Source organism: Paraburkholderia lacunae (assembly GCF_003353175.1).
GTDB lineage: Bacteria > Pseudomonadota > Gammaproteobacteria > Burkholderiales > Burkholderiaceae > Paraburkholderia > Paraburkholderia lacunae.
This window is the reverse complement of sequence record NZ_QHKS01000008.1, coordinates 86,878-105,049: the sequence shown is the minus strand read 5'-3', so window position 1 is coordinate 105,049 and position 18,172 is coordinate 86,878. Positions and strand designations below refer to the sequence as shown.

The following is an 18,172-nucleotide window of genomic DNA, read 5'->3' as shown; positions in this document are numbered from 1 at the left end:
TTCTTCGTCGGACCGGGTCCGGCCAACAAGCGGCCAATCGATCCCACATGCTGACTGTGTCCGGCAAGACACGGTAGCGTCACGATCGCGAGGGTTGACGTGCCCCTTCCGAACCGTTAGCCGTCGGCAGCCGTCCCCGCAATACGGCTGACCTGGGTCAGTACGAAAGAGCAGCGCAAAACGAAGCCAAGATGCTGATATAGGCTGATCGCGGCTGTGTTGTAACTGAAGACGTGAAGGAACGGCGTCTCGCCGCGTCGCCCGATTTCGTCCCACAATATTTTCACCAGCCGGCCAGCCGGCCAGCGAGACCGCGGCCGCGCCACTCCTCGTCCACGCATACGGCGCTGATCTCGACGTATCCGTCGATGGACATCCGCTCACCCGCCATCGCAATCAGACGTCCACCGTTACGAATGCCGATGTAGTGGCCCATCTCGTGCGTTCGCTTCCCGAAGGGACCGGGTTTGGCCCTCTGCGCGAGGTCAAGCATCTCGGGCGAATCGGATGGGGCGAGCCGGATCACGTCCCGCTGGTCTGTTATGCCTCTTTGCGGTCCGGCAACCATCCGCTGGATCGGTGCCCGCAACCAGGGTAACCACTTTGCATCCTTGCTTTCGAGCGCATAGGCCATCGAATTTAATTATCGGAATGCGGATGTTCTGCAGGCTGCGGAACACTGCGGCGGCCGAGCTCTGTCTTCGTTGCACGCGCAAATCAGTCGATTTTCTCCCGCTGGCACACAGTTGACATGCCTTGGCTGGGAGTTATCTCATACGCTTATTCGAGGCTGAATGCGCTTCGCTGACGTCCTGTCTGGCGATGCAACGCATCTCTCTGGACATCAAGTCATGGCAAAAATCATCGGCGGACTTGCCGCTTCCCATACACCGACAATCGGCTTTGCATTCGACAAGAACAAGCGCGACGACCCCGTCTGGGCGCCGATATTTGAAAATTTCGCCCCGCTGGCCGCATGGCTCGATGAGAAGCGTCCTGACGTGGTACTGACCATTTATAACGACCACGTCACCTCCTTCTTCTTCGACCACTATTCGGCCTTCGCGCTCGGAGTCGGGCAAGAATGGCATGTCGCGGACGAAGGCGGAGGCGCGCGCGACCTACCACCCGTGCAGGGTCATCCGGAATTTGCGGCGCACATCGGCAGGTCACTGATGACTGACGAGTTCGACATGTCGTTCTTCCAGAACAAGCCGCTCGACCATGGGTGCTTCTCGCCGCTCTCAATGCTGTGCCCGCACAAGCCCGAGTGGCCAATCAAGCTGATACCGCTGCAGATGGGTGTTTTGCAACTACCGGTGCCAAGCGCGCGGCGCTTCTACAAGCTCGGCCAGGCGTTGCGCCGCGCCATCGAGAGCTATCCGGAGGATCTCGAGGTTGCAATCCTTGCGACGGGCGGCCTTTCACATCAAGTGCACGGCGAGCGGTCGGGTTTCAACAACACCGAATGGGACCAGCGCTTCCTCGATTTATTCGAGCGCGACCCGGAGCAACTGGCGAACATGACCATCGCCGAGTTTGCCGAACTCGGTGGCTATGAGGGCGCCGAAGTCATCATGTGGCTCACCATGCGCGGTGCGCTTTCGTCAAACGTTGTCTGCAAGCATCGCAGCTACTACCTGCCGTCGATGGCTGGCATCGCGACCGCCATCTACGAAGGCGAGAACAGCGAAACCATGCCTGCCATCGTCGAGCGTCACCGCCAGAAGATGGCGATTCAACTGGCCGGTGTCGACAAGCTCGAGGGCACGTATCCGTTCTCGATCGAGATGGCGGTACGCGCATATCGAATCAACGACTATCTGCATCGCATGGTCGAACCCGAGCACCGCGAAGCGTTCAAGCGCGATGAGGAAGCCAGCTTCCAGGCAGCCGGGTTGACCGAACAGGAGCGGGATTTAATCCGCCGCCGTGACTGGCGGGGTCTTCTCCACTACGGCGTCATCTTCTTCATGCTCGAAAAGCTTGGCGCAGTGACGGGCGTGTCAAACCTGCACATCTATGCAGCGATGCGCGGCGAGACGCTGGAAGCTTTCCAGAAGACGCGCAACGCGCCCGGAGCGCTTTACTCGGTGGCAGGGAAAGATGGACAAAACGTTTCGTGGGACAAGACTGCGCCAACAAAGTAAGAAGCCACGCGCAGCCGAACCCTCAACGGCGATTGAACTGCTCAGCTCAGAACCCCAGGCAAATATCCAAGATGATTATCGACATTCACGGCCACTACACGACCGCGCCCAAGGCGTTGGAGGTATGGCGCAACCGCCAGATCGCTGGCATCTCAAATCCGGCAGAGATGCCTCGCGTCTCAGAACTTCAGATTAGCGACGAAGATTTGCGCGAGTCCATCGAGAACAACCAGCTTCGACTGATGCGTGAGCGCGGACTCGACTTGACCATTTTCAGTCCGCGCGCAAGCTTCATGGCGCATCACATCGGCGACTTTGAGATCTCGAGCACGTGGGCAGCTCTTTGCAATGAGCTGTGCTATCGGGTCAGTCAGCTTTTTCCGGACCGCTTCATACCCGCGGCGATGCTCCCGCAAAGTCCCGGCGTCGATGTCAGGACTTGTATCCCCGAGCTGGTGAAGTGCGTCGAGCAGTATGGGAATGTAGCCATCAATCTGAATCCCGACCCGTCGGGCGGTCACTGGACGAGCCCTCCGCTGTCGGATAAGTACTGGTACCCCATCTACGAGAAGATGGTCGAGTACGACATCCCCGCGATGATTCATGTGAGCACGAGCTGCAATGCGTGCTTCCATACGACGGGCACGCACTATCTGAATGCCGATACGACCGCGTTCGTGCAGTGCCTGACCTCGAACCTGTTCGACGACTTCCCGACGCTGCGGTTCGTGATTCCACACGGAGGTGGTGCCGTCCCCTATCACTGGGGGCGCTTCCGTGGGCTCGCCCAGGAACTGAAGAAGCCCCTTCTCAAAGACCATTTACTGAACAACGTGTTCTTTGATACCTGCGTTTACCATCAGCCGGGTATCGACCTCCTGACGGGCGTCATACCAGTCGACAACATTCTCTTTGCGAGTGAAATGATTGGCGCGGTTCGTGGCATCGACCCCGAGACGGGTCACAACTTCGATGACACAAAACGCTACATAGAGGCAGCAGCCATCGATCCTGAAGCAAGGCAAAAGATTTTCGAGGGCAATGCGCGGCGTGTCTATCCGCGCCTGAATGCAGTACTGAAAGCGAAGGGAGTCTGACCATGTATGAAATGGGAGTCGTCTACCGGAACATCAGGCGCGCCGACAAGGATGTGGCCGGCAAGCTGGGCGCACTCGGCTCGGCCACGGTCCACGAGGCAATGGGTCGAAGCGGTCTACTGAAGCCGTACATGCGTCCTATCTATCCTCACGCACAGGCATTTGGTACGGCAGTCACCGTTCTGCTTCACCCTGGTGACAACTGGATGATGCATGTGGCCGCGGAACAGATTCAGCCGGGCGACATCGTTGTAGCAGCAATCACCGCGGACTGCACGGATGGCTATTTCGGTGACCTTCTGGCGACCAGCTTCAAGGCGCGGGGCGCGACGGGGCTCATCATCGATGCCGGTGTACGAGATGCGAAGGTGCTCGAAGAGATGGGCTTCCCCGTCTGGAGCAAAGCGATTTCTTCGAAGGGCACGATCAAGGCGACCTTGGGGTCGGTCAACATCCCGGTTGTCTGCGCAGGTGAGCTCGTCTCCCCGGGGGACGTCATCGTCGCCGATTTCGATGGTGTCGTGGCCGTCCCTGCTTCTATAGCCCATGCGGTGCTCGACAAAGCCAGCGCACGTGAGGCGAACGAGGCTGAGAAGCGTGCGAAGCTGGCCTCTGGCGTGCTGGGGCTTGATATGTACAACATGCGAGAGCCTCTAAAACAGGCTGGACTGCGCTACATCGACTGACTGATATCCGCATGCCGACTGATACTCTGAACCGTCCTCTGACAGTAATTTCGTCCATGGCCACGCGTCATGTTTTGACGCAGCTTGCCGATGCTTATGAACGCGAGTCCGGGCAACCTGTCTCGGTAGTGTCGGTGGGCGGGGTCGAGGCGGCTCGCCGCGTTCAGGAAGGCGACCGTTTTGATATCGTTGTTCTCGCTTCGGATGCGCTTGAGCGGCTTGGTCGAAGTGGCCATATCGACCTCGGAAGCCGGCGTGACGTCGCTTGCTCGCGTGTTGCGGTCGCCGTGAAGCTTGGCGAGCCGCATCGTGACATCAGTTCTGAACCGGCAGTCCGCGACACCATCCTGCGGGCTCGTAGCATTGGCTATTCGACGGGCCCCAGCGGGGCTCATCTTCTTGGGCTGTTTCGTCGATGGGGCATTCTCGACACCCTTGCACCGCGAATCGTAGAGGCCCCACCTGGCGTGCCGGTTGGGAGTCTCGTTGCCGAGGGAAAGGTGGAGATCGGCTTTCAGCAGCTGAGCGAGCTTGTCCATCAGCCCGGAATTACCGTGATTGGAATGCTTCCTCCCGCCATTCAGGCTGCCACGGTCTTCTCCGCCGCCATCTGCATGACAACGAGCAGACGGGACGCTGCAAAAGCGTTCCTTGAACGCCTGTCCGCGCCCGCGGCCGACGCGGTCAAAATCGAGCACGGCATGGAGCCGGTCTGACGCTCGACAGGTGCTGAGAGGCACCAGGATATTCGACTGCGTCTGCGAGACGGGTGCCGGTTAACGTGGCGTCGCCGATACATGTCGATATCCGTGCCGATGCCGCTATAGAGTGTGTTCTGGCGGCCACTGATGTTGTAGCCCTGGTCGTAGATCCAGTCGAATGCCAGATACCATTCCTTGAATGGGCCAAAGCCAAGATGCTTGCCGACGAGGTTGTCGATCGACACGCGCGGTTCCTGCTCGCTGAAGAGGGGCGATCCTCTATCCCAAACGCCGCTGTCATGCGTACTGCCCACGCCAAGGACCTTCGGCGCATCGATGTAACCATACAGGTCGAACGGACCCTTTCGGCCAAAGTATTCGTACTCCAGGTACACGTCGTTGGTCTGATACGGACCGAACCGGATGTCTTTCGAGCCAATCACGCCCAAACTCTGGTCAAACCAGCTCGACAGATGAGGAGACGCGGCCGTTTGCGGCGTCGGATTAGTCACGACAGTGCCGCTTTCCGCGAGCGTCGTGTCAGTGGATCCATCGGCCCAGGCCGGTTGTGCGACCAACTGGCTGACCGACAGCACAATCCCGATCCAGGTCACAAGCGCGCCACGGCGCGTTGCGCCGCCAAGCTCAGGTATTGACGAGCGCGAGCAGGCTGTGAGTAAGCGGGCAGACATCGACAGGCTGTTCGACGGCCGCCACTTTGACCGCGAAGTCATCGTCCTGTGTGTGCGTTGGTAGCCGCGTGACAAGCTCAGCCTTCGAGACCTCGTTGAAATAATGGCCGAGCGCTGGCTGTCGCTGGCGCAGACTACTATCTCACCGGGCGGCGCGCGAAATGAAAGCGGACCAGTGCCTGCCCGCGGACACGACATTGCGATCGTCGAAGTATTTGCACCACACCCGGTACGAACGCATTACGCCTTGAGCGGCGCCCGACTTTGCTCATTGTTGAGATGAACAAATTTGCTTAGCAGGCGCATCAGATCGAGGGCGTCCTTCTCGCCCATCCCCTCGAAGAGACTGTCGCGTAGATCGCTCACCAACGGCGTGAGCTTGCCGAGCAATGCTTTACCCTCGGGCGTGAGGGCGAGACGCCGCTGCCGCCTCGGCAACATCTCCCGCACGATCCATCCTTTGCTTTCCAGGCGCGCAGCGATGTCGGCGGTGGTAGAGGTGTCGAGCGCGACCTTTTGCGCGAGCGTGACCTGGTCCAGTCCAGGGCATTCGTCGAGCATGCGCAGCACGGCGTATTGCACAGGGGTGACGTCGCGCCCCAGCGTCTCGTAAAACATTGCGACCGCGATCTGGTGCGCGCGGCGAATCAGGTGGCCGGGCTCTTCGTAGAGATCGAGGCGTGGACGAGGTGTGCCGGCGGCATTCCGATTTTTCATGGCGTGGGTGAACGGTGTTCGTCTGATCAGTTTTTTGAATGTCGGGGCGACCCGTTGAGGGAAAACCAGTATACCGCTCTGCTTGTGGGCTTCATGGTCTATAAGTACACTGAATCTCATTCAGTATGCTGAATATAGTGATCGTATTCCGATCACTTGAAACCGAGGGAACACCAGGAGAAGGAGGCGAGGGGAATGTATTTGAAAGATGCGTGGTACGTGGCTTGCACTCCCGATGAGATCGAGACCAGGCCGCTCGGGCGCAAGATTTGCGGCGAGTCAATCGTGTTCTATCGCGGAGAAGGCGGCGCGGTTGTCGCTCTCGAGGATTTCTGTCCGCACCGCGGCGCACCGCTCTCGCTCGGGTTTGTCCGTGACGGACAGCTTGTGTGCGGCTATCACGGGCTGGAGATGGGTTGCGACGGGAAGACGTCGGGGATGCCGGGACAGCGGGTTGCCGGTTTCCCACAGGTCAGGCGTTATGCGGTCCTCGAACGGTACGGGTTCATATGGGTATGGCCCGGCGACGCGTCGACGGCGGATCCGGCAAAGCTCCATCATCTGCCGTGGGCGGAGGACCCGGCTTGGGCGTATGGCGGCGGGCTGTATCACATCCGCTGTGACTACCGGCTCATGATCGACAACCTGATGGACCTCACGCACGAAACGTACGTTCATGCGAGCAGTATCGGCCAGAAGGAAATCGACGAGGCACCTCCCAAGACCGTCGGCCGGGGCGACGAAGTCGTCACGAGCCGTTTCATGCACGACGTAGGTGCCCCACCGTTCTGGAAGATGGCGCTGCGCGGCAACGGGCTCGCCGACGACGTGCCGGTTGATCGCTGGCAGATCTGCCGATTCACGCCGCCGAGCCACGTCATGATCGAAGTTGGCGTTGCGCATGCCGGGCATGGAGGTTACGACGCGCCTGCCGAGCGTAAGGCGTCGTCGATTGTCGTCGATTTCATTACCCCGGAGACGGAGACGTCGATCTGGTATTTCTGGGGGATGGCGCGCAATTTCCGGCCGGACGACGCGGATCTGACCGCTCGGATCCGTGAAGGTCAAGGGAAGATCTTCGCCGAAGACCTCGAGATGCTGGAGCGGCAGCAGCAGAACCTGCTGGCGTGGCCTGATCGCCAACTGCTGAAGCTCAACATCGATGCGGGCGGCGTGTTGTCCCGCAAGGTCATCGACCGTCTGCTGGCTGAGGAGCGCGCGAAGCTGGCCGGACGTCCGGTCGTGCCGATCGTGTGCGCGAAGGAGGCCTCGTGAGCGATGCGACATTGACGGTCGAGGTCGTGCGCAAATGGAACGAGGCGCGCGGCATCTGTGGCTTTGAATTGATGCTTCCGGACCGTGCGCCGCTGCCCAGGTTCAGCGCTGGCGCCCATATCGACGTGCATCTTCCCGGCGGACTCGTGCGTCAATATTCGTTGTGCGGCAGCCCGGAACGGGACGATCGGTATGAAATCGCGGTGCTGCGTGACGAGAACGGGCGCGGAGGATCGATGTCGATCCACGACCGCGTACATGAGGGCGACCTGATTCGCATCGGCGTTCCGCGCAACCATTTTCCGGTCGATTCGCAAGCGCCCCGGCACCTGCTGCTGGCGGGCGGAATCGGCGTGACGCCGATCCTGTCCATGGCCGAGCACCTGTCTTCGGCTGGTGCGGCGTTCGACATGCACTACTGCACGCGCTCGCGCGATCGCACCGCGTTCGCCGAACGGCTGGCCGGCTCCACGTTTTGCGACCGCGTGCAGTTCCATTTCGATGACGCCGGCATCGATCAGGCATTCGATCTCGCCGGGGTGATCGCCGCGGCGGTGGCGGATACGCATCTCTACGTATGCGGCCCTCGCGGCTTCATGGAGGCGGTGCTGGCCGAGGCGCGCGCGCAAGGCTGGGTCGAGCACCGTCTGCACTACGAGTTTTTCTCCGGCACAGTTTCGAATGCCGCAGAGGAGCAGGCATTCCAGGTGCGGATCGCGAGCAGCGGTGCGTCGATCGACGTGCCGCCGGGATGCACAGTCGTCGAAGCACTCGCCAGGCACGGCGTCGAAGTACTGACATCTTGCGAGCAGGGCGTCTGCGGCACATGCATGACGCGTGTGCTCGAAGGGCAGCCCGATCATCGGGATAGCTACTTGACCGTCGAGGAGAAGGCGCACGGCGAGTATTTCCTGCCATGCTGCTCACGCTCCAAATCCACTCTCCTGGTGCTCGACCTATAGGACCTCGCGGACAGCGCGCTGTCACGGCGCGCGCACTTTTCATGGCACGACCCTCGCGTCGTCGCCGAGCCGATCGTTTCACGAGACAGGCTGGCTTTGCCGTCCGTCCGCGCCGCTGCCCCGCAACTGTTGCCGCTCGACCGGGATGATCCAGCGTCCGCATCTCACGGAACAACGTCGGTTGAAAAAATAGTTATGGTATGTAACTATTATGGTGTACAACAATAATCGGCATTCGACCAGAACGAAGGAGACAACTTCAATGAACCTGTACGGCAAAACCCTGATCGTCACCGGCGTGGCGTCCGGTATTGGCGCGGAGACAGCCAGGCTAGCGAGGTTTCACGGCGCGCGCGTGATCGGCGTGGATCGACAGCCTGTCAACATGACACTCGATGCGTTCCACCAGGCCGATCTCGGCGATCCAGCCGCCATTGATGCGCTTGCCGCCCAATTGCCCGCGCATATCGATGCGCTGGCCAATATTGCTGGCGTTCCGGGCACGGCGCCCGTGGATACCGTCGCGCGCGTCAACTACCTGGGCTTGCGCCATCTCAGCGAAGCCTTGCTGCCACGCATCGCGCCGGGCGGTAGCGTGATCAATGTCGCGTCGATTCTTGGCGCGGAGTGGCCGCAGCGGCTGGCCCTGCACCGCGAACTGGCCGATACCGCTGGTTTCGAGGCCGGGTCGCGGTGGCTCGGCGAGCATCCCGTGCCTCAGGCCACCTGCTACCAGTATTTCAAGGAGGCATTGATCGTATGGAGCGCGCGCCGTTCGCAAGACTGGTTCGCGCGGCACTCGGTGCGAGTCAACAGCGTCGCTCCCGGTCCGGTCTTCACACCGATTCTTGGCGATTTCGTCACGATGCTCGGACCCGAACGCGTCGAGGCCGATGCCGCGAAAATGAAGCGCCCCGCGTATGCCGACGAGGTAGCCGAGGCCATCGTGTTTCTGGCGTCCGACTCCGCGCGCTGGATCAACGGAGTCAATTTGCCCGTCGACGGCGGGCTGGCCTCCACGGCAATTTGAACACGCTTCATCCAATAACTTCGGGAGACATCCGTCATGAGCAATCCGTCCGCTTTTACCCTTGCCTGTGCCGATACGTGGCGAGGCACGATCTTCAACGGCGACTGGGTAGAGGTGCCCGGCGTGCTGGAAGTCGTCGAGCCAGCTTCGGGCCAGCTGCTGCATCAGGTCGGCAAGGCTACGCCGGAGGACGTCGCGGTCGCCGTGCGCGCGGCGCGTGCGGCGCAGCGCGCATGGGCCGCTACGCCGCCGCGCGAGCGCGCCGCGGTATTTCATCGTGCGGCCGCGCTTCTACAGGAGCAGGCGCCGGCTGCAGCCGCGCTGATCGCCCGTGAAACCGGCGGCATCCTGGCCAAGGGCGAGCACGAGGTACGGGAAGCGATCGTGCTGCTGCAGCGTGCCGCGGCGATGCCGCTGGAGGCCAACGGCCGGGTCCTGCCAGGCACGCCGGGCCGGCTCAGCATCGCACGCCAGCTGCCACTGGGCGTGATCGGTGTGATCTCGCCTTTCAATTTCCCGCTGGTGCTGTCGCTGCGCTCGGTCGCGCCAGCACTCGCGGTCGGCAACGCCGCGATTCTCAAGCCGGATCCGCGTACGCCCTATGCCGGGGGCTTCGTGATCGCCGAAGTGCTGGCCGCTGCGGGCCTGCCGAAGGGCTTGCTGCACGTGCTGCCCGGCGGCGCGGATGTTGGGCAGGCGCTGGTTGAGGCGCCTGGCGTGCCGATGCTCGCGTTCACCGGCTCGACGGCTGCCGGTCGCAAGATCGGCGAACTGGCGGGCCGCCACTTGAAGAAGGTTTCGCTGGAACTGGGCGGCAAGAATTCGCTGATCGTCCTGGGCGACGCCGATCTCGACAAGGCCGCTTCGGCGATTGCATTCGGCGCTTGGTTTCACCAAGGGCAGATCTGCATGGCAACCGGCCGCGTGCTGGCGCACCGCAGTATCGCGGGTGAACTGACTCGGCGTCTTGCTGACAAGGCGCGCCACTTGCCGGTGGGTGATCCGGCTGTCGCGCAGGTGGCGCTCGGTCCGATCATCGATCAGAGGCAGTTGCAGAATGTCGTCGACATCGTCAATGCGTCGGTTGCGGCCGGCGCGGTGGTCGAGGCCGGCGGCACGCATGAGGGTCTGTTCTATGCGCCGACGGTATTGTCCAACGTCGCGCCGGGCATGCGCGCCTTCGACGAAGAGATTTTCGGGCCTGTGGCCAGCGTGATTCCATTCGATACCGACGAGGAGGCGGCAGAACTAGCCAACCGTACCGAATACGGCTTATCGGCAGGCGTGATTTCGGCGTCGGTCGGGCGCGCCATGGCGATCGGCGAGCGGCTGCATACGGGCCTGTTGCATATCAACGACCAGACCGTCGCCGACGAGGTCATTAACCCGTTCGGCGGTACCGGCGCCTCGGGCAACGGCACCAGCGTGGGCGGTCCCGCCGACTGGGAGCAGTACACGCACTGGCAATGGGTAACGGTCAAGGACGCCGTGCCGCAGTATCCGTTCTAAGAGTCCACAGCGGAGCGCCCATGCGCGGGCGCTCCGGCCAATCTTTATTCTTTTATCAAGGTGTCGCAATGAGCAGTCAAGCGGAGGAACAAACGGTCGTCTTCAGCATTGAGGATGGCGTGGCATGGGTGAAGTTCAACCGCCCTGAAAAGCGTAATGCGATGAGTCCGGCGCTGAACCGGCGCATGATGCAGGTGCTCGACGAACTGGAATTTCATCCGGACGTGGGCGTGCTTGTGCTGACCGGCGAAGGCGCGGCCTGGACGGCCGGCATGGATCTTCAGGAGTACTTCCGTGACACGGAAACCCACGGTCTGGGTGGAACGCGCAAGGCCCAGCGCGAAAGTTACGGCTGGTGGCGGCGTCTGCGCTGGTATCAGAAGCCCACGATCGCGATGATCAACGGCTGGTGTTTCGGCGGCGGCTACGGTCCGCTGTTCGCGTGTGATCTGGCATTTTGCGCCGAGGAAGCACGCTTCGGCCTTTCAGAAATCAACTGGGGCATTCTGCCAGGCGGAGGCGCATCGAAGGTCGCCGTCGAACTGCTGTCGTTCCGCCGCGCGATGTATCACGCGATGCTGGGCGAGAACATCGACGGCCGCAAGGCCGAGCAATGGGGCCTCGTCAACGAGGCGGTGCCTGCCGGGCAACTACGCGCGCGCGTGGTCGAAGTTGCGCAGGCGCTGCTGAAGAAGAATCCGGTTGCCTTGAAGGCGACCAAGGACGCGGTCCGCCGGGTCCGCGAGATGACTTACGACAACGCCGAGGATTTTCTTGTGCGTGCGCAGGAAGCGGCCAACAGCTTCGACGATGACGGCCGCAAGGAGGGGCTCAGGCAGTTCCTCGACGACAAGGCTTACAAGCCCGGTCTCGGCACTTATGATCTGACGCGGCAGCGCAGCTGAACCCAGGAACCAGCCGACATGAATATGACCCAATCCGAAGCGCGGCCCGCGGCGACCGGCCAGGCCGTAGCGCGCCTGCTGCGGCCGGCGTCGATTGCCATCGTCGGCGCTTCGCCGACGCAGGGCGCGCTCGGCGCATCGGTGCTGGCCAACCTCGAGCGCAACGACTATCCGGGCCAGATTTTCCTGGTCAATCCGAAGCGCGACGAGATTAACGGCCGGCCGTGCGTGAAATCGATCGAACAGTTGCCCGACGGCATTGATGTCGCCGTGCTGGCCATTCCGCAGGCAGCAGTGCTGGACGCGGTACGTCAGCTCGCCGCGCGCAACGTAGGGGCAGTCGTGGTCTTTTCGGCTGGCTTTGCCGAAGCGGGCCCGGAGGGGATCGCGCAGCAGCAGGAGATCGCGAGGATCGCCGCGCAATCGGGCATGCTCGTTGAAGGGCCCAATTGTCTGGGCTGCATCAACTATCTCGAACGCGTGCCGCTGACGTTTATCGAAACTGACGTTAGTGCGGAGCAGGCGAGCCGCAACCGTAGCCAGCCCGCGATCGGGATTCTGTCCCAGAGCGGAGCGATGATGGCGGTGCTCAATACGACGCTGGCGAGCCGCGATCTTCCGTTGTCGTATGCGGTCTCGACTGGTAACGAGGCAGCGAGTCACCTCGAGGATTACCTGCAGTTCCTGCTGGACGATCCCGGCACGCGTGTCATCGCTATCATCGCCGAGCAGTTCCGGCAGCCGGGCCGCTTGCTCGAGTTCGCCTGCAATGCCCGCCGGGCTGGCAAGTTGCTGGTCCTGCTGCATCCAGGCAGGAGCGCTGCGGCGCGCGCGTCGGCGGCCACGCATACGGGGGCGATGGCGGGCGACTATTCGCTCATGCGGACCAAGGTCGAACGCGCGGGCATCGTGATCGCGCAGACGCTCGAGGAACTGGGCGATATCGCGGAGATTGGTTTGCGCTGCGCGCGTCTGCCTACACGCGGCGCCGCGGTGCTTGGCGAGTCGGGTGCATTCAAGGCGTTATGCCTGGATATCTGTGAGGACCTCGGTCTCGAACTGCCAGTCATCGATGGCGACGATTCGCCGGCGCTGCGCGCGGCGATGCCGCCGTTCGTGGCGGTCAGCAATCCACTCGATCTGACCGCTCAGGGGTTGGTGGATCCTGAACTCTATTACCGCACCTTGTCAGCGTTATTCGACGATGATCGCTTCTCGGCTGTGGTGATTGGCCTGATCCAGACGGACCCGGTGACCTGCGCGATCAAGATGCCCTCGGTATTGCGCGCAGTGCGCGAACTGCGTCCGCACAAACCGGTGATCTGTGCGGGGCTGGACGAGGGCGCCGTCGTGCCATCCGAGTACATCGATCAGATGCGCGAATTGGGCATCCCGTATTTCCCGAGCACGGAACGTGCCTTTCGGGCTGTCGCGCGGCTCAGCGAGCTCGGCACCCGAGATTTCGCCAAAGCCGCATTCGAGCCGATCGCTGTCGACGTGCCGCGACAATCCTGCGTCGTGCCTGAATACCGTGCGAAACAGATCCTCGCGCCGCTCGGTATTCCGTTCGCACTCGGCGAGCTTGCGACCAGCCTCGGTGCTGCAAGGAAGATCGCGGAACGAATCGGCTATCCGGTCGCGCTGAAGATTCAGGCGGCTGAGTTGAGCCACAAGAGCGACGTCGGCGGCGTAGTGCTTGGCGTGAGCGAGGCGCGGGCGCTCGAAGCGGCGTGGGTACGACTGCACGACAATGTAAAGCGGCATGCTCCGTGCGCCGCGCTCGAAGGTGTATTGGTCGAGGCGATGGGTGAGCGCGGAGTCGAGATGATTGTCGGCGCACGCCACGATCTGCAGTGGGGTCCAGTCATCCTGGTCGGCTTTGGCGGGGTGACAGCCGAGTTGACGCGCGACGTCCGGCTGTTGCCGCACGACCTGCCGAAGGAGGCGGTGATGCGCGAGATCGACCGACTCAAGAGCGCACCGTTACTGCACGGTTATCGCGGCGCGCCTGCGCTGGACATCGGGGCGCTCGCGAATGTGGTAGTGCGGCTGGGGGCATTGCTGCAAGCCGAGCCGGGCATTCGGGAGGTCGATCTGAATCCTGTCGTTGTCTACCCTCAAGGGCAGGGCGTGCTCGCACTCGACGCGCTGATGCTGCTCGAGACGAATCATCGAACAGACCGCTGATGTTCGGGTCCGGCTGGGGTGTATTACCGCCCCAGTCGTCGGCTCGCTCAATCCGCGAAGATTTTCGACAGATGCGACTTCAACTGTTTCCGTTCTTCGACGGTGAGCTTGGAAACGGCCGCATCGTCTGCCTTTTGGGCAGCCTTTGATGCTTGTGCATGGAGCTTCGTGCCTTGCTGCGTCAACGAAACCTGCTGGATGCGCTTGTCATCGGCGCTGCGTTGCCGCGTCAGCAGTCCGGACGATTCGAGCCGGTCCAGCAACGTCGCCAGGTTGGGCGGCGCGATGGCTAGCGCTTCGGCCAACGCCTTCTGATTGATTCCTGGGTTATGCCGCAGCGTGGAGATCACTGCGAAATCGGCCTGGCGCAGCCCGAGTTTTTCCATTTGCTCGTCGAAATGCGCCTGGACGACGAGATAGGCGCGCCTGACGTTGTACCCGAGAAGATTCAGCAGTTCGGACTGGTCGACCTGATCGGAGAGATCACCGTTGAGATTGGTGTTATTGGAAACGGATCTAGTCGCCATGGCAGTGAGCCGATACGTGTAAACGAGCACCGCGGATCATAACACGCGGGTAAGGAAATCCTGCCCCAAACAAAATTGGCCAGCTTTCGATCAACAGAGCCAGAGCCGTGATCAGCGCGACGACAAGGGCAGCAGAGGGCTGGCGTGCGTATTCCATGCGGCAGGGGCGTTGTGGCCGGTTAGCGGGCTGCAGTATATCGCGCGGTGCCTGCAGTCACGACCGCTCGTTGCAAGTCGCGTAACTTTCGCGCGCTGTCGCCTGCGGATACGCTGCGTCGCGTGGCGGCTTGTCCTGGCGATTCAGCGTTTTCCCCTAAATCGGGATTCTTGCGTTTTCCGAAATTATATTTATCATATATAACAAATATGTCTGATAACCAATAATCAGCGCACATCGACAGGAGACACTTCATGCATTCCCCGTTACGCACCGACATGGAAAATAGTCGGAATCATGATTCGGTATACGAAATAAAAACACTCGTTCTGCTTGGGCTCGGCTTCGGCCTGGTCGGACTGGACCGCTGGATCGTCGCACCGTTGTTTCCGCACATGATGCGCGAGCTGAACCTGAACTTTCAGCAGCTCGGCAGTCTTATCGGCATCCTGAGTGTTGCATGGGGAATCTGGGCGATGGCAATGGGGCCGGTATCGGACCGCATCGGTCGCAAGAAGATCCTCGTCGTCACGATGGTTGCGTTCTCGCTGCTGTCGAGCCTCTCGGGTCTCGCCACCGGCTTCGCGAGCTTGATGCTGATCCGCGCGGTGATGGGCGTGGCCGAAGGCGCGTTCACGCCCGCCAGCGTTGCGGCCACCGGTGAGGCGTCGCTGCCGTCGCGGCGCGGTTTCAACCAGGGGCTGCAGCTCAGCATGTTCTCACTGTTAGGCCTTGGCTTCGCGCCGATCCTCGCGACCCAGTTGCTGCGAGTCGTGCCGTCCTGGCACTGGGTATTCATGATCTCCTCGGTGCCTGGCCTTATAGTCGCCGTGCTGATCGCGCGCACGCTGCGGGACAGGCCGCGCAGCGAGATGCCTGAGCCCAAAGCGGGCACGGCACGCCCACGCTGGACTGCGCTTTTCGGCAGTCGCAACGTATGGGTTGCGACGCTCGCGATCCTGTGCGCGATGGCTGGCATCTTCGTTGTTAGCGCGATGGTGCCGACCTATCTCGTCGAGGTGCTGCATCTCGACACGCAAAAGATGGGTTTCGTTGTTTCGGCGATCGGCTTCGGTGGCTTCGTCGGTTCGTTCGGCGTGGCGGGCGTGTCGGATTTCATTGGGCGGCGTAACGCGGCGCTCATCGCATTTGTCGGCGCGGCCGTGCTTCTGTACCTGTTTGCCCAGACAGGAGCCGAACCTCAGTTGCTGTTCATCCTGCTGTTCGGGGTTTCGGTGTTCGCGCTGGGCCTGCTCGGCCTGCTCAGCGGCCCAATCGCGACAGAAGCGGCGCCCGCCGGTCTGATCGCGTCGTCGGTCGGCTTTGTCTCGGGCGCGGGCGAGATCTTTGGTGGCGGCCTTGCGCCGGCGATCGCCGGTTTCGTGGCCCAGCATTTTGGCCTGCCATCCACGCTGAATTTTGCGCTCGGCGGGCTCATTGCGGGCGGCGTGGTGTCGCTGTTCCTGGTCGAAACCTCACCGCGCAGACGTGTCGCGCCAGCATCGGTGCCCACGATCAACGTGCCGCGGGATATTGCCTGACACCGTTCAACGTCGGTCCATTCCATTGGATTGAGTAGGGCGTCACGCAGCAGCCGTACTGATGCGCACGGATCTGAGCGGATTCGATTTCGCACCACCTGCAGCAGCCATGCTGCCAGCGCGTGCCCCGCAATCCACGAGCCATTTGTCATCACGCACACAAACCGGCGGCGACGTCATGTCGCGAACCCATATCACATCAGGAGACAGTCAATGAAGTCCAGCGCCCTCTGCGTCACCCCAATTCTGCTGTTTGCATGCCACGCCGACGCGCAAAGCAGTGTCACCATCAGCGGTCTGCTGGATGCGGGCGTGTCTTACGTAAGCAACCAGGCCGGCAGCCACGTGCTCAAATTCGACGACGGCATCGCCGTGCCGAACCTGCTGATGTTCAGCGGCAAGGAGGACCTTGGGGGAGGGACACGCGCACTGTTCAAGCTCACCAATCAGTTCCAGTTGAACTCGGGCTCGTTCATGCCTGGCGGAAGTCTCTTTAGCCGCGAGGCTTTCGTGGGCCTCGACGACAGCCGCCTCGGCCAGCTGACCCTCGGCAATCAGTACGACTTCATGTTTGACTCGTTGTTTTTCAACGATGCTGCGATCTCTGCTCAAGGCATCTACGATTTCCGGAACGGACCGTTCGCGAAACTCGCGCTGCCGAACAATCCGACCGGCGCGTTTGATTGGGACCGCATGGCGGGCGTGAGCCTCAACAATTCGGTTAAGTACAAGAGCGCAGATTTCGGCGGTTTCTCCGCAGGCGCGATGTATGGTTTTGGCGGTGTAGCCGGATCGTTCGGCTCTAATAGCAGCATGAGCGCGGGCATCAACTATGCGAACGGTGCCTTCGGTGCGAACGCAGCCTATACGCAGGTGAAGACGACTGCATCGGGTGTGCAGGACAGCGTGCGCAACTGGGGTTTGGGCGCGCACTACCGGATGGACTCCGTCACGGTGACCGCGCTGTACACGGCGGTGCGTAACGAGCTCAACGGCGCGTCCGTCTGGCAGGCAGAACTGGGCGGTTTGTGGGCGATGGCGCCTGATTTGGCGCTAAGCGGGGCGTACATGTACATGAAAGGTAACCAGGTCGTCGACAACAACCACGCGCACCAGGTCACCGCGATGCTCACCTACATCCTTTCGAAACGAACCAGTGTCTACGTGGCTGGTGTCTACCAGCGAGCGAATCATGGCGCCACGGCGCAGATTAATGACGTGATGGAGGCGTCGAGCGGTGCATCGCAGGCCATTGGCCGGGTCGGGTTGCAGACGCGATTCTGAACCCGGTGAATTCATCGATCGGCTAACGGAGAGATCGTATGCGAATTTCCCTGTTGCTCAGGCGCGCACTAACGCCGCGCCGTCCGGCAACTCCGGGCGGCGCTTCGGCGAGTCAATGCTTCGCTGCCTTCGCGGCACCTTCGACTTCGTCGTCAGCCGGTTCAGCTATCTCCGTTGCCGTTGCCGTTGCGGCGTTCACGCTACTCTGCGCAAAATCAACCGTCTGCTTCGCGGCTTTGCGTACGCTGTCATGGGCGATATTGGCGAGCGAAATAATCTGCTTCAGAAATGCGATTGCTGCCTCGGAACTGACCGGGGCGTTCTGCGTCACTTTCTCGACGAAGCGCTGAAACTCGCGACTGATCTCCTGGTACTGGGTATCGATAACCTCTGCCAATTGCGTTTGCGTGGTCGATGCAATCTCGGCAATCTGACGCTCGTACTTCAAGACTTTTTCCGTTGGAGGCAGCGCCACCGCATTTTGTAAATATGAAGCGTTCTCTCCATCCGTTTTCGTCAACCCGTCTTGCACGCGTTGGTGCCAGTCGGACAACGTCGATTTTGCCGCATCCAGGTTCAGTCGGATGAGACTTTCTCCGCCTTCAAGCATCTTGCTGGCCACACCGAAACAGAAGTGGAGGTTTGCTTGCTGGGCCGCGAAAACTTGTCCTTGAAATTCGCTCATGTTCATCTCCTGAAGACACATGTCCAGCGCTTAGCATGTTCGTCGACAGTGACCAATTGATGAAACG

The 18,172-nt window shown here is 61.3% G+C and carries 17 protein-coding genes and 2 pseudogenes; 13 read left to right on the top strand and 6 right to left on the bottom strand.

Features of this window, described 5'->3' with window-relative positions:
• Positions 1 to 116: 116 nt before the first annotated feature.
• Both DLM46_RS41255 and DLM46_RS41250 read right to left on the bottom strand, forming a co-directional pair.
• A complete protein-coding gene (locus DLM46_RS41255; protein ID WP_425273991.1) occupies positions 117 to 341 on the bottom strand; it encodes a GNAT family N-acetyltransferase in 225 nt (74 codons plus the stop codon).
• Positions 284 to 634: a GNAT family N-acetyltransferase gene (locus DLM46_RS41250; RefSeq protein ID WP_425273990.1), complete on the bottom strand. Its 351-nt coding sequence runs from the start codon at positions 632 to 634 to the stop codon at positions 284 to 286. The genes DLM46_RS41255 and DLM46_RS41250 overlap by 58 nt, the downstream gene beginning before the upstream one ends.
• 217 nt (positions 635 to 851) lie before the next feature.
• Here DLM46_RS41250 and DLM46_RS13940 point away from each other — a divergent pair, with 217 nt between their 5' ends.
• The 4 genes from DLM46_RS13940 (at position 852) to DLM46_RS13925 (ending at position 4,649) form a co-directional block, all read left to right on the top strand.
• On the top strand, positions 852 to 2,150 hold the full coding sequence (locus DLM46_RS13940) for a gallate dioxygenase (RefSeq protein ID WP_115101341.1): 1,299 nt from the start codon (positions 852 to 854) through the stop codon (positions 2,148 to 2,150).
• A 71-nt stretch (positions 2,151 to 2,221) separates the two neighbouring features.
• Positions 2,222 to 3,247, top strand: coding sequence for an amidohydrolase family protein (locus DLM46_RS13935; protein ID WP_115101340.1), 1,026 nt, complete (start codon positions 2,222 to 2,224; stop codon positions 3,245 to 3,247).
• Positions 3,248 to 3,249: 2 nt separating this feature from the next.
• Complete coding sequence (ligK, locus tag DLM46_RS13930; RefSeq protein WP_115101339.1) at positions 3,250 to 3,933, top strand: 4-carboxy-4-hydroxy-2-oxoadipate aldolase/oxaloacetate decarboxylase; 684 nt, start codon at positions 3,250 to 3,252, stop codon at positions 3,931 to 3,933.
• A gap of 11 nt (positions 3,934 to 3,944) precedes the next feature.
• Positions 3,945 to 4,649 (top strand): substrate-binding domain-containing protein, encoded by a 705-nt coding sequence (locus tag DLM46_RS13925; RefSeq protein WP_115101338.1) that lies wholly within the window; start codon positions 3,945 to 3,947, stop codon positions 4,647 to 4,649.
• A gap of 92 nt (positions 4,650 to 4,741) precedes the next feature.
• On the opposite strand, the pseudogene DLM46_RS13920 reads toward DLM46_RS13925, so the two are convergent.
• Positions 4,742 to 5,326, bottom strand: a pseudogene (locus tag DLM46_RS13920) (outer membrane protein OmpK); the annotation flags it as partial.
• Here DLM46_RS13920 and DLM46_RS40275 point away from each other — a divergent pair.
• A pseudogene (locus DLM46_RS40275) lies at positions 5,307 to 5,468 on the top strand (IS6 family transposase); the annotation flags it as partial. The pseudogenes DLM46_RS13920 and DLM46_RS40275 overlap by 20 nt on opposite strands.
• Positions 5,469 to 5,566: 98 nt before the next feature.
• Here the strand turns inward: DLM46_RS40275 and DLM46_RS13910 are convergent.
• Positions 5,567 to 6,043: a MarR family winged helix-turn-helix transcriptional regulator gene (locus DLM46_RS13910; RefSeq protein ID WP_115101337.1), complete on the bottom strand. Its 477-nt coding sequence runs from the start codon at positions 6,041 to 6,043 to the stop codon at positions 5,567 to 5,569.
• Positions 6,044 to 6,238: 195 nt separating this feature from the next.
• On the opposite strand from DLM46_RS13910, the gene DLM46_RS13905 reads away from it, so the two are divergent.
• The 6 genes from DLM46_RS13905 to DLM46_RS13880 all read left to right on the top strand — a co-directional run bounded on the left by DLM46_RS13905 (position 6,239) and on the right by DLM46_RS13880 (position 13,911).
• On the top strand, positions 6,239 to 7,318 hold the full coding sequence (locus DLM46_RS13905) for an aromatic ring-hydroxylating oxygenase subunit alpha (protein WP_115101336.1): 1,080 nt from the start codon (positions 6,239 to 6,241) through the stop codon (positions 7,316 to 7,318).
• Positions 7,315 to 8,280, top strand: a complete 966-nt coding sequence (locus tag DLM46_RS13900) for a PDR/VanB family oxidoreductase (RefSeq protein WP_115101528.1) — start codon at positions 7,315 to 7,317, stop codon at positions 8,278 to 8,280. Before DLM46_RS13905 ends, DLM46_RS13900 begins: the two co-directional genes overlap by 4 nt.
• 262 nt (positions 8,281 to 8,542) lie before the next feature.
• Positions 8,543 to 9,310 (top strand): coniferyl-alcohol dehydrogenase, encoded by a 768-nt coding sequence (locus DLM46_RS13895; protein WP_115101335.1) that lies wholly within the window; start codon positions 8,543 to 8,545, stop codon positions 9,308 to 9,310.
• 36 nt (positions 9,311 to 9,346) lie between these two features.
• Entirely contained in the window at positions 9,347 to 10,819 is a 1,473-nt protein-coding gene (locus DLM46_RS13890) for a benzaldehyde dehydrogenase (protein ID WP_115101334.1), read from the top strand.
• A 68-nt stretch (positions 10,820 to 10,887) separates the two neighbouring features.
• On the top strand, positions 10,888 to 11,724 hold the full coding sequence (locus DLM46_RS13885) for a p-hydroxycinnamoyl CoA hydratase/lyase (RefSeq protein WP_115101333.1): 837 nt from the start codon (positions 10,888 to 10,890) through the stop codon (positions 11,722 to 11,724).
• 24 nt (positions 11,725 to 11,748) lie between these two features.
• On the top strand, positions 11,749 to 13,911 hold the full coding sequence (locus tag DLM46_RS13880) for an acetate--CoA ligase family protein (protein WP_165847980.1): 2,163 nt from the start codon (positions 11,749 to 11,751) through the stop codon (positions 13,909 to 13,911).
• Positions 13,912 to 13,958: 47 nt separating this feature from the next.
• On the opposite strand, the gene DLM46_RS13875 is transcribed toward DLM46_RS13880, so the two are convergent.
• Positions 13,959 to 14,438: a MarR family winged helix-turn-helix transcriptional regulator gene (locus tag DLM46_RS13875; protein WP_115101331.1), complete on the bottom strand. Its 480-nt coding sequence runs from the start codon at positions 14,436 to 14,438 to the stop codon at positions 13,959 to 13,961.
• Between the two features lie 411 nt (positions 14,439 to 14,849).
• Here DLM46_RS13875 and DLM46_RS13870 point away from each other — a divergent pair, with 411 nt between their 5' ends.
• Positions 14,850 to 16,136, top strand: a complete 1,287-nt coding sequence (locus DLM46_RS13870; protein WP_244306194.1) for an MFS transporter — start codon at positions 14,850 to 14,852, stop codon at positions 16,134 to 16,136.
• A gap of 213 nt (positions 16,137 to 16,349) precedes the next feature.
• Positions 16,350 to 17,420 (top strand): porin, encoded by a 1,071-nt coding sequence (locus tag DLM46_RS13865; protein ID WP_115101329.1) that lies wholly within the window; start codon positions 16,350 to 16,352, stop codon positions 17,418 to 17,420.
• A gap of 112 nt (positions 17,421 to 17,532) precedes the next feature.
• Here DLM46_RS13865 and phaP read toward each other — a convergent pair whose 3' ends face one another.
• Positions 17,533 to 18,105: a TIGR01841 family phasin gene (gene phaP, locus DLM46_RS13860; protein WP_115101527.1), complete on the bottom strand. Its 573-nt coding sequence runs from the start codon at positions 18,103 to 18,105 to the stop codon at positions 17,533 to 17,535.
• Positions 18,106 to 18,172 lie beyond the last annotated feature (67 nt).

Bases quoted from the DNA above. Each gene is read 5' to 3' on its own strand.
- DLM46_RS41255 (WP_425273991.1), bottom strand. From the start codon at position 341: ATGCGTGGACGAGGAGTGGCGCGGCCGCGGTCTCGCTGGCCGGCTGGC.
- DLM46_RS41250 (WP_425273990.1), bottom strand. From the start codon at position 634: ATGGCCTATGCGCTCGAAAGCAAGGATGCAAAGTGGTTACCCTGGTTG.
- DLM46_RS13940 (WP_115101341.1), top strand. From the start codon at position 852: ATGGCAAAAATCATCGGCGGACTTGCCGCTTCCCATACACCGACAATC.
- DLM46_RS13935 (WP_115101340.1), top strand. From the start codon at position 2,222: ATGATTATCGACATTCACGGCCACTACACGACCGCGCCCAAGGCGTTG.
- ligK (WP_115101339.1), top strand. From the start codon at position 3,250: ATGTATGAAATGGGAGTCGTCTACCGGAACATCAGGCGCGCCGACAAG.
- DLM46_RS13925 (WP_115101338.1), top strand. From the start codon at position 3,945: ATGCCGACTGATACTCTGAACCGTCCTCTGACAGTAATTTCGTCCATG.
- DLM46_RS13910 (WP_115101337.1), bottom strand. From the start codon at position 6,043: ATGAAAAATCGGAATGCCGCCGGCACACCTCGTCCACGCCTCGATCTC.
- DLM46_RS13905 (WP_115101336.1), top strand. From the start codon at position 6,239: ATGTATTTGAAAGATGCGTGGTACGTGGCTTGCACTCCCGATGAGATC.
- DLM46_RS13895 (WP_115101335.1), top strand. From the start codon at position 8,543: ATGAACCTGTACGGCAAAACCCTGATCGTCACCGGCGTGGCGTCCGGT.
- DLM46_RS13890 (WP_115101334.1), top strand. From the start codon at position 9,347: ATGAGCAATCCGTCCGCTTTTACCCTTGCCTGTGCCGATACGTGGCGA.
- DLM46_RS13885 (WP_115101333.1), top strand. From the start codon at position 10,888: ATGAGCAGTCAAGCGGAGGAACAAACGGTCGTCTTCAGCATTGAGGAT.
- DLM46_RS13880 (WP_165847980.1), top strand. From the start codon at position 11,749: ATGACCCAATCCGAAGCGCGGCCCGCGGCGACCGGCCAGGCCGTAGCG.
- DLM46_RS13875 (WP_115101331.1), bottom strand. From the start codon at position 14,438: ATGGCGACTAGATCCGTTTCCAATAACACCAATCTCAACGGTGATCTC.
- DLM46_RS13870 (WP_244306194.1), top strand. From the start codon at position 14,850: ATGCATTCCCCGTTACGCACCGACATGGAAAATAGTCGGAATCATGAT.
- DLM46_RS13865 (WP_115101329.1), top strand. From the start codon at position 16,350: ATGAAGTCCAGCGCCCTCTGCGTCACCCCAATTCTGCTGTTTGCATGC.
- phaP (WP_115101527.1), bottom strand. From the start codon at position 18,105: ATGAGCGAATTTCAAGGACAAGTTTTCGCGGCCCAGCAAGCAAACCTC.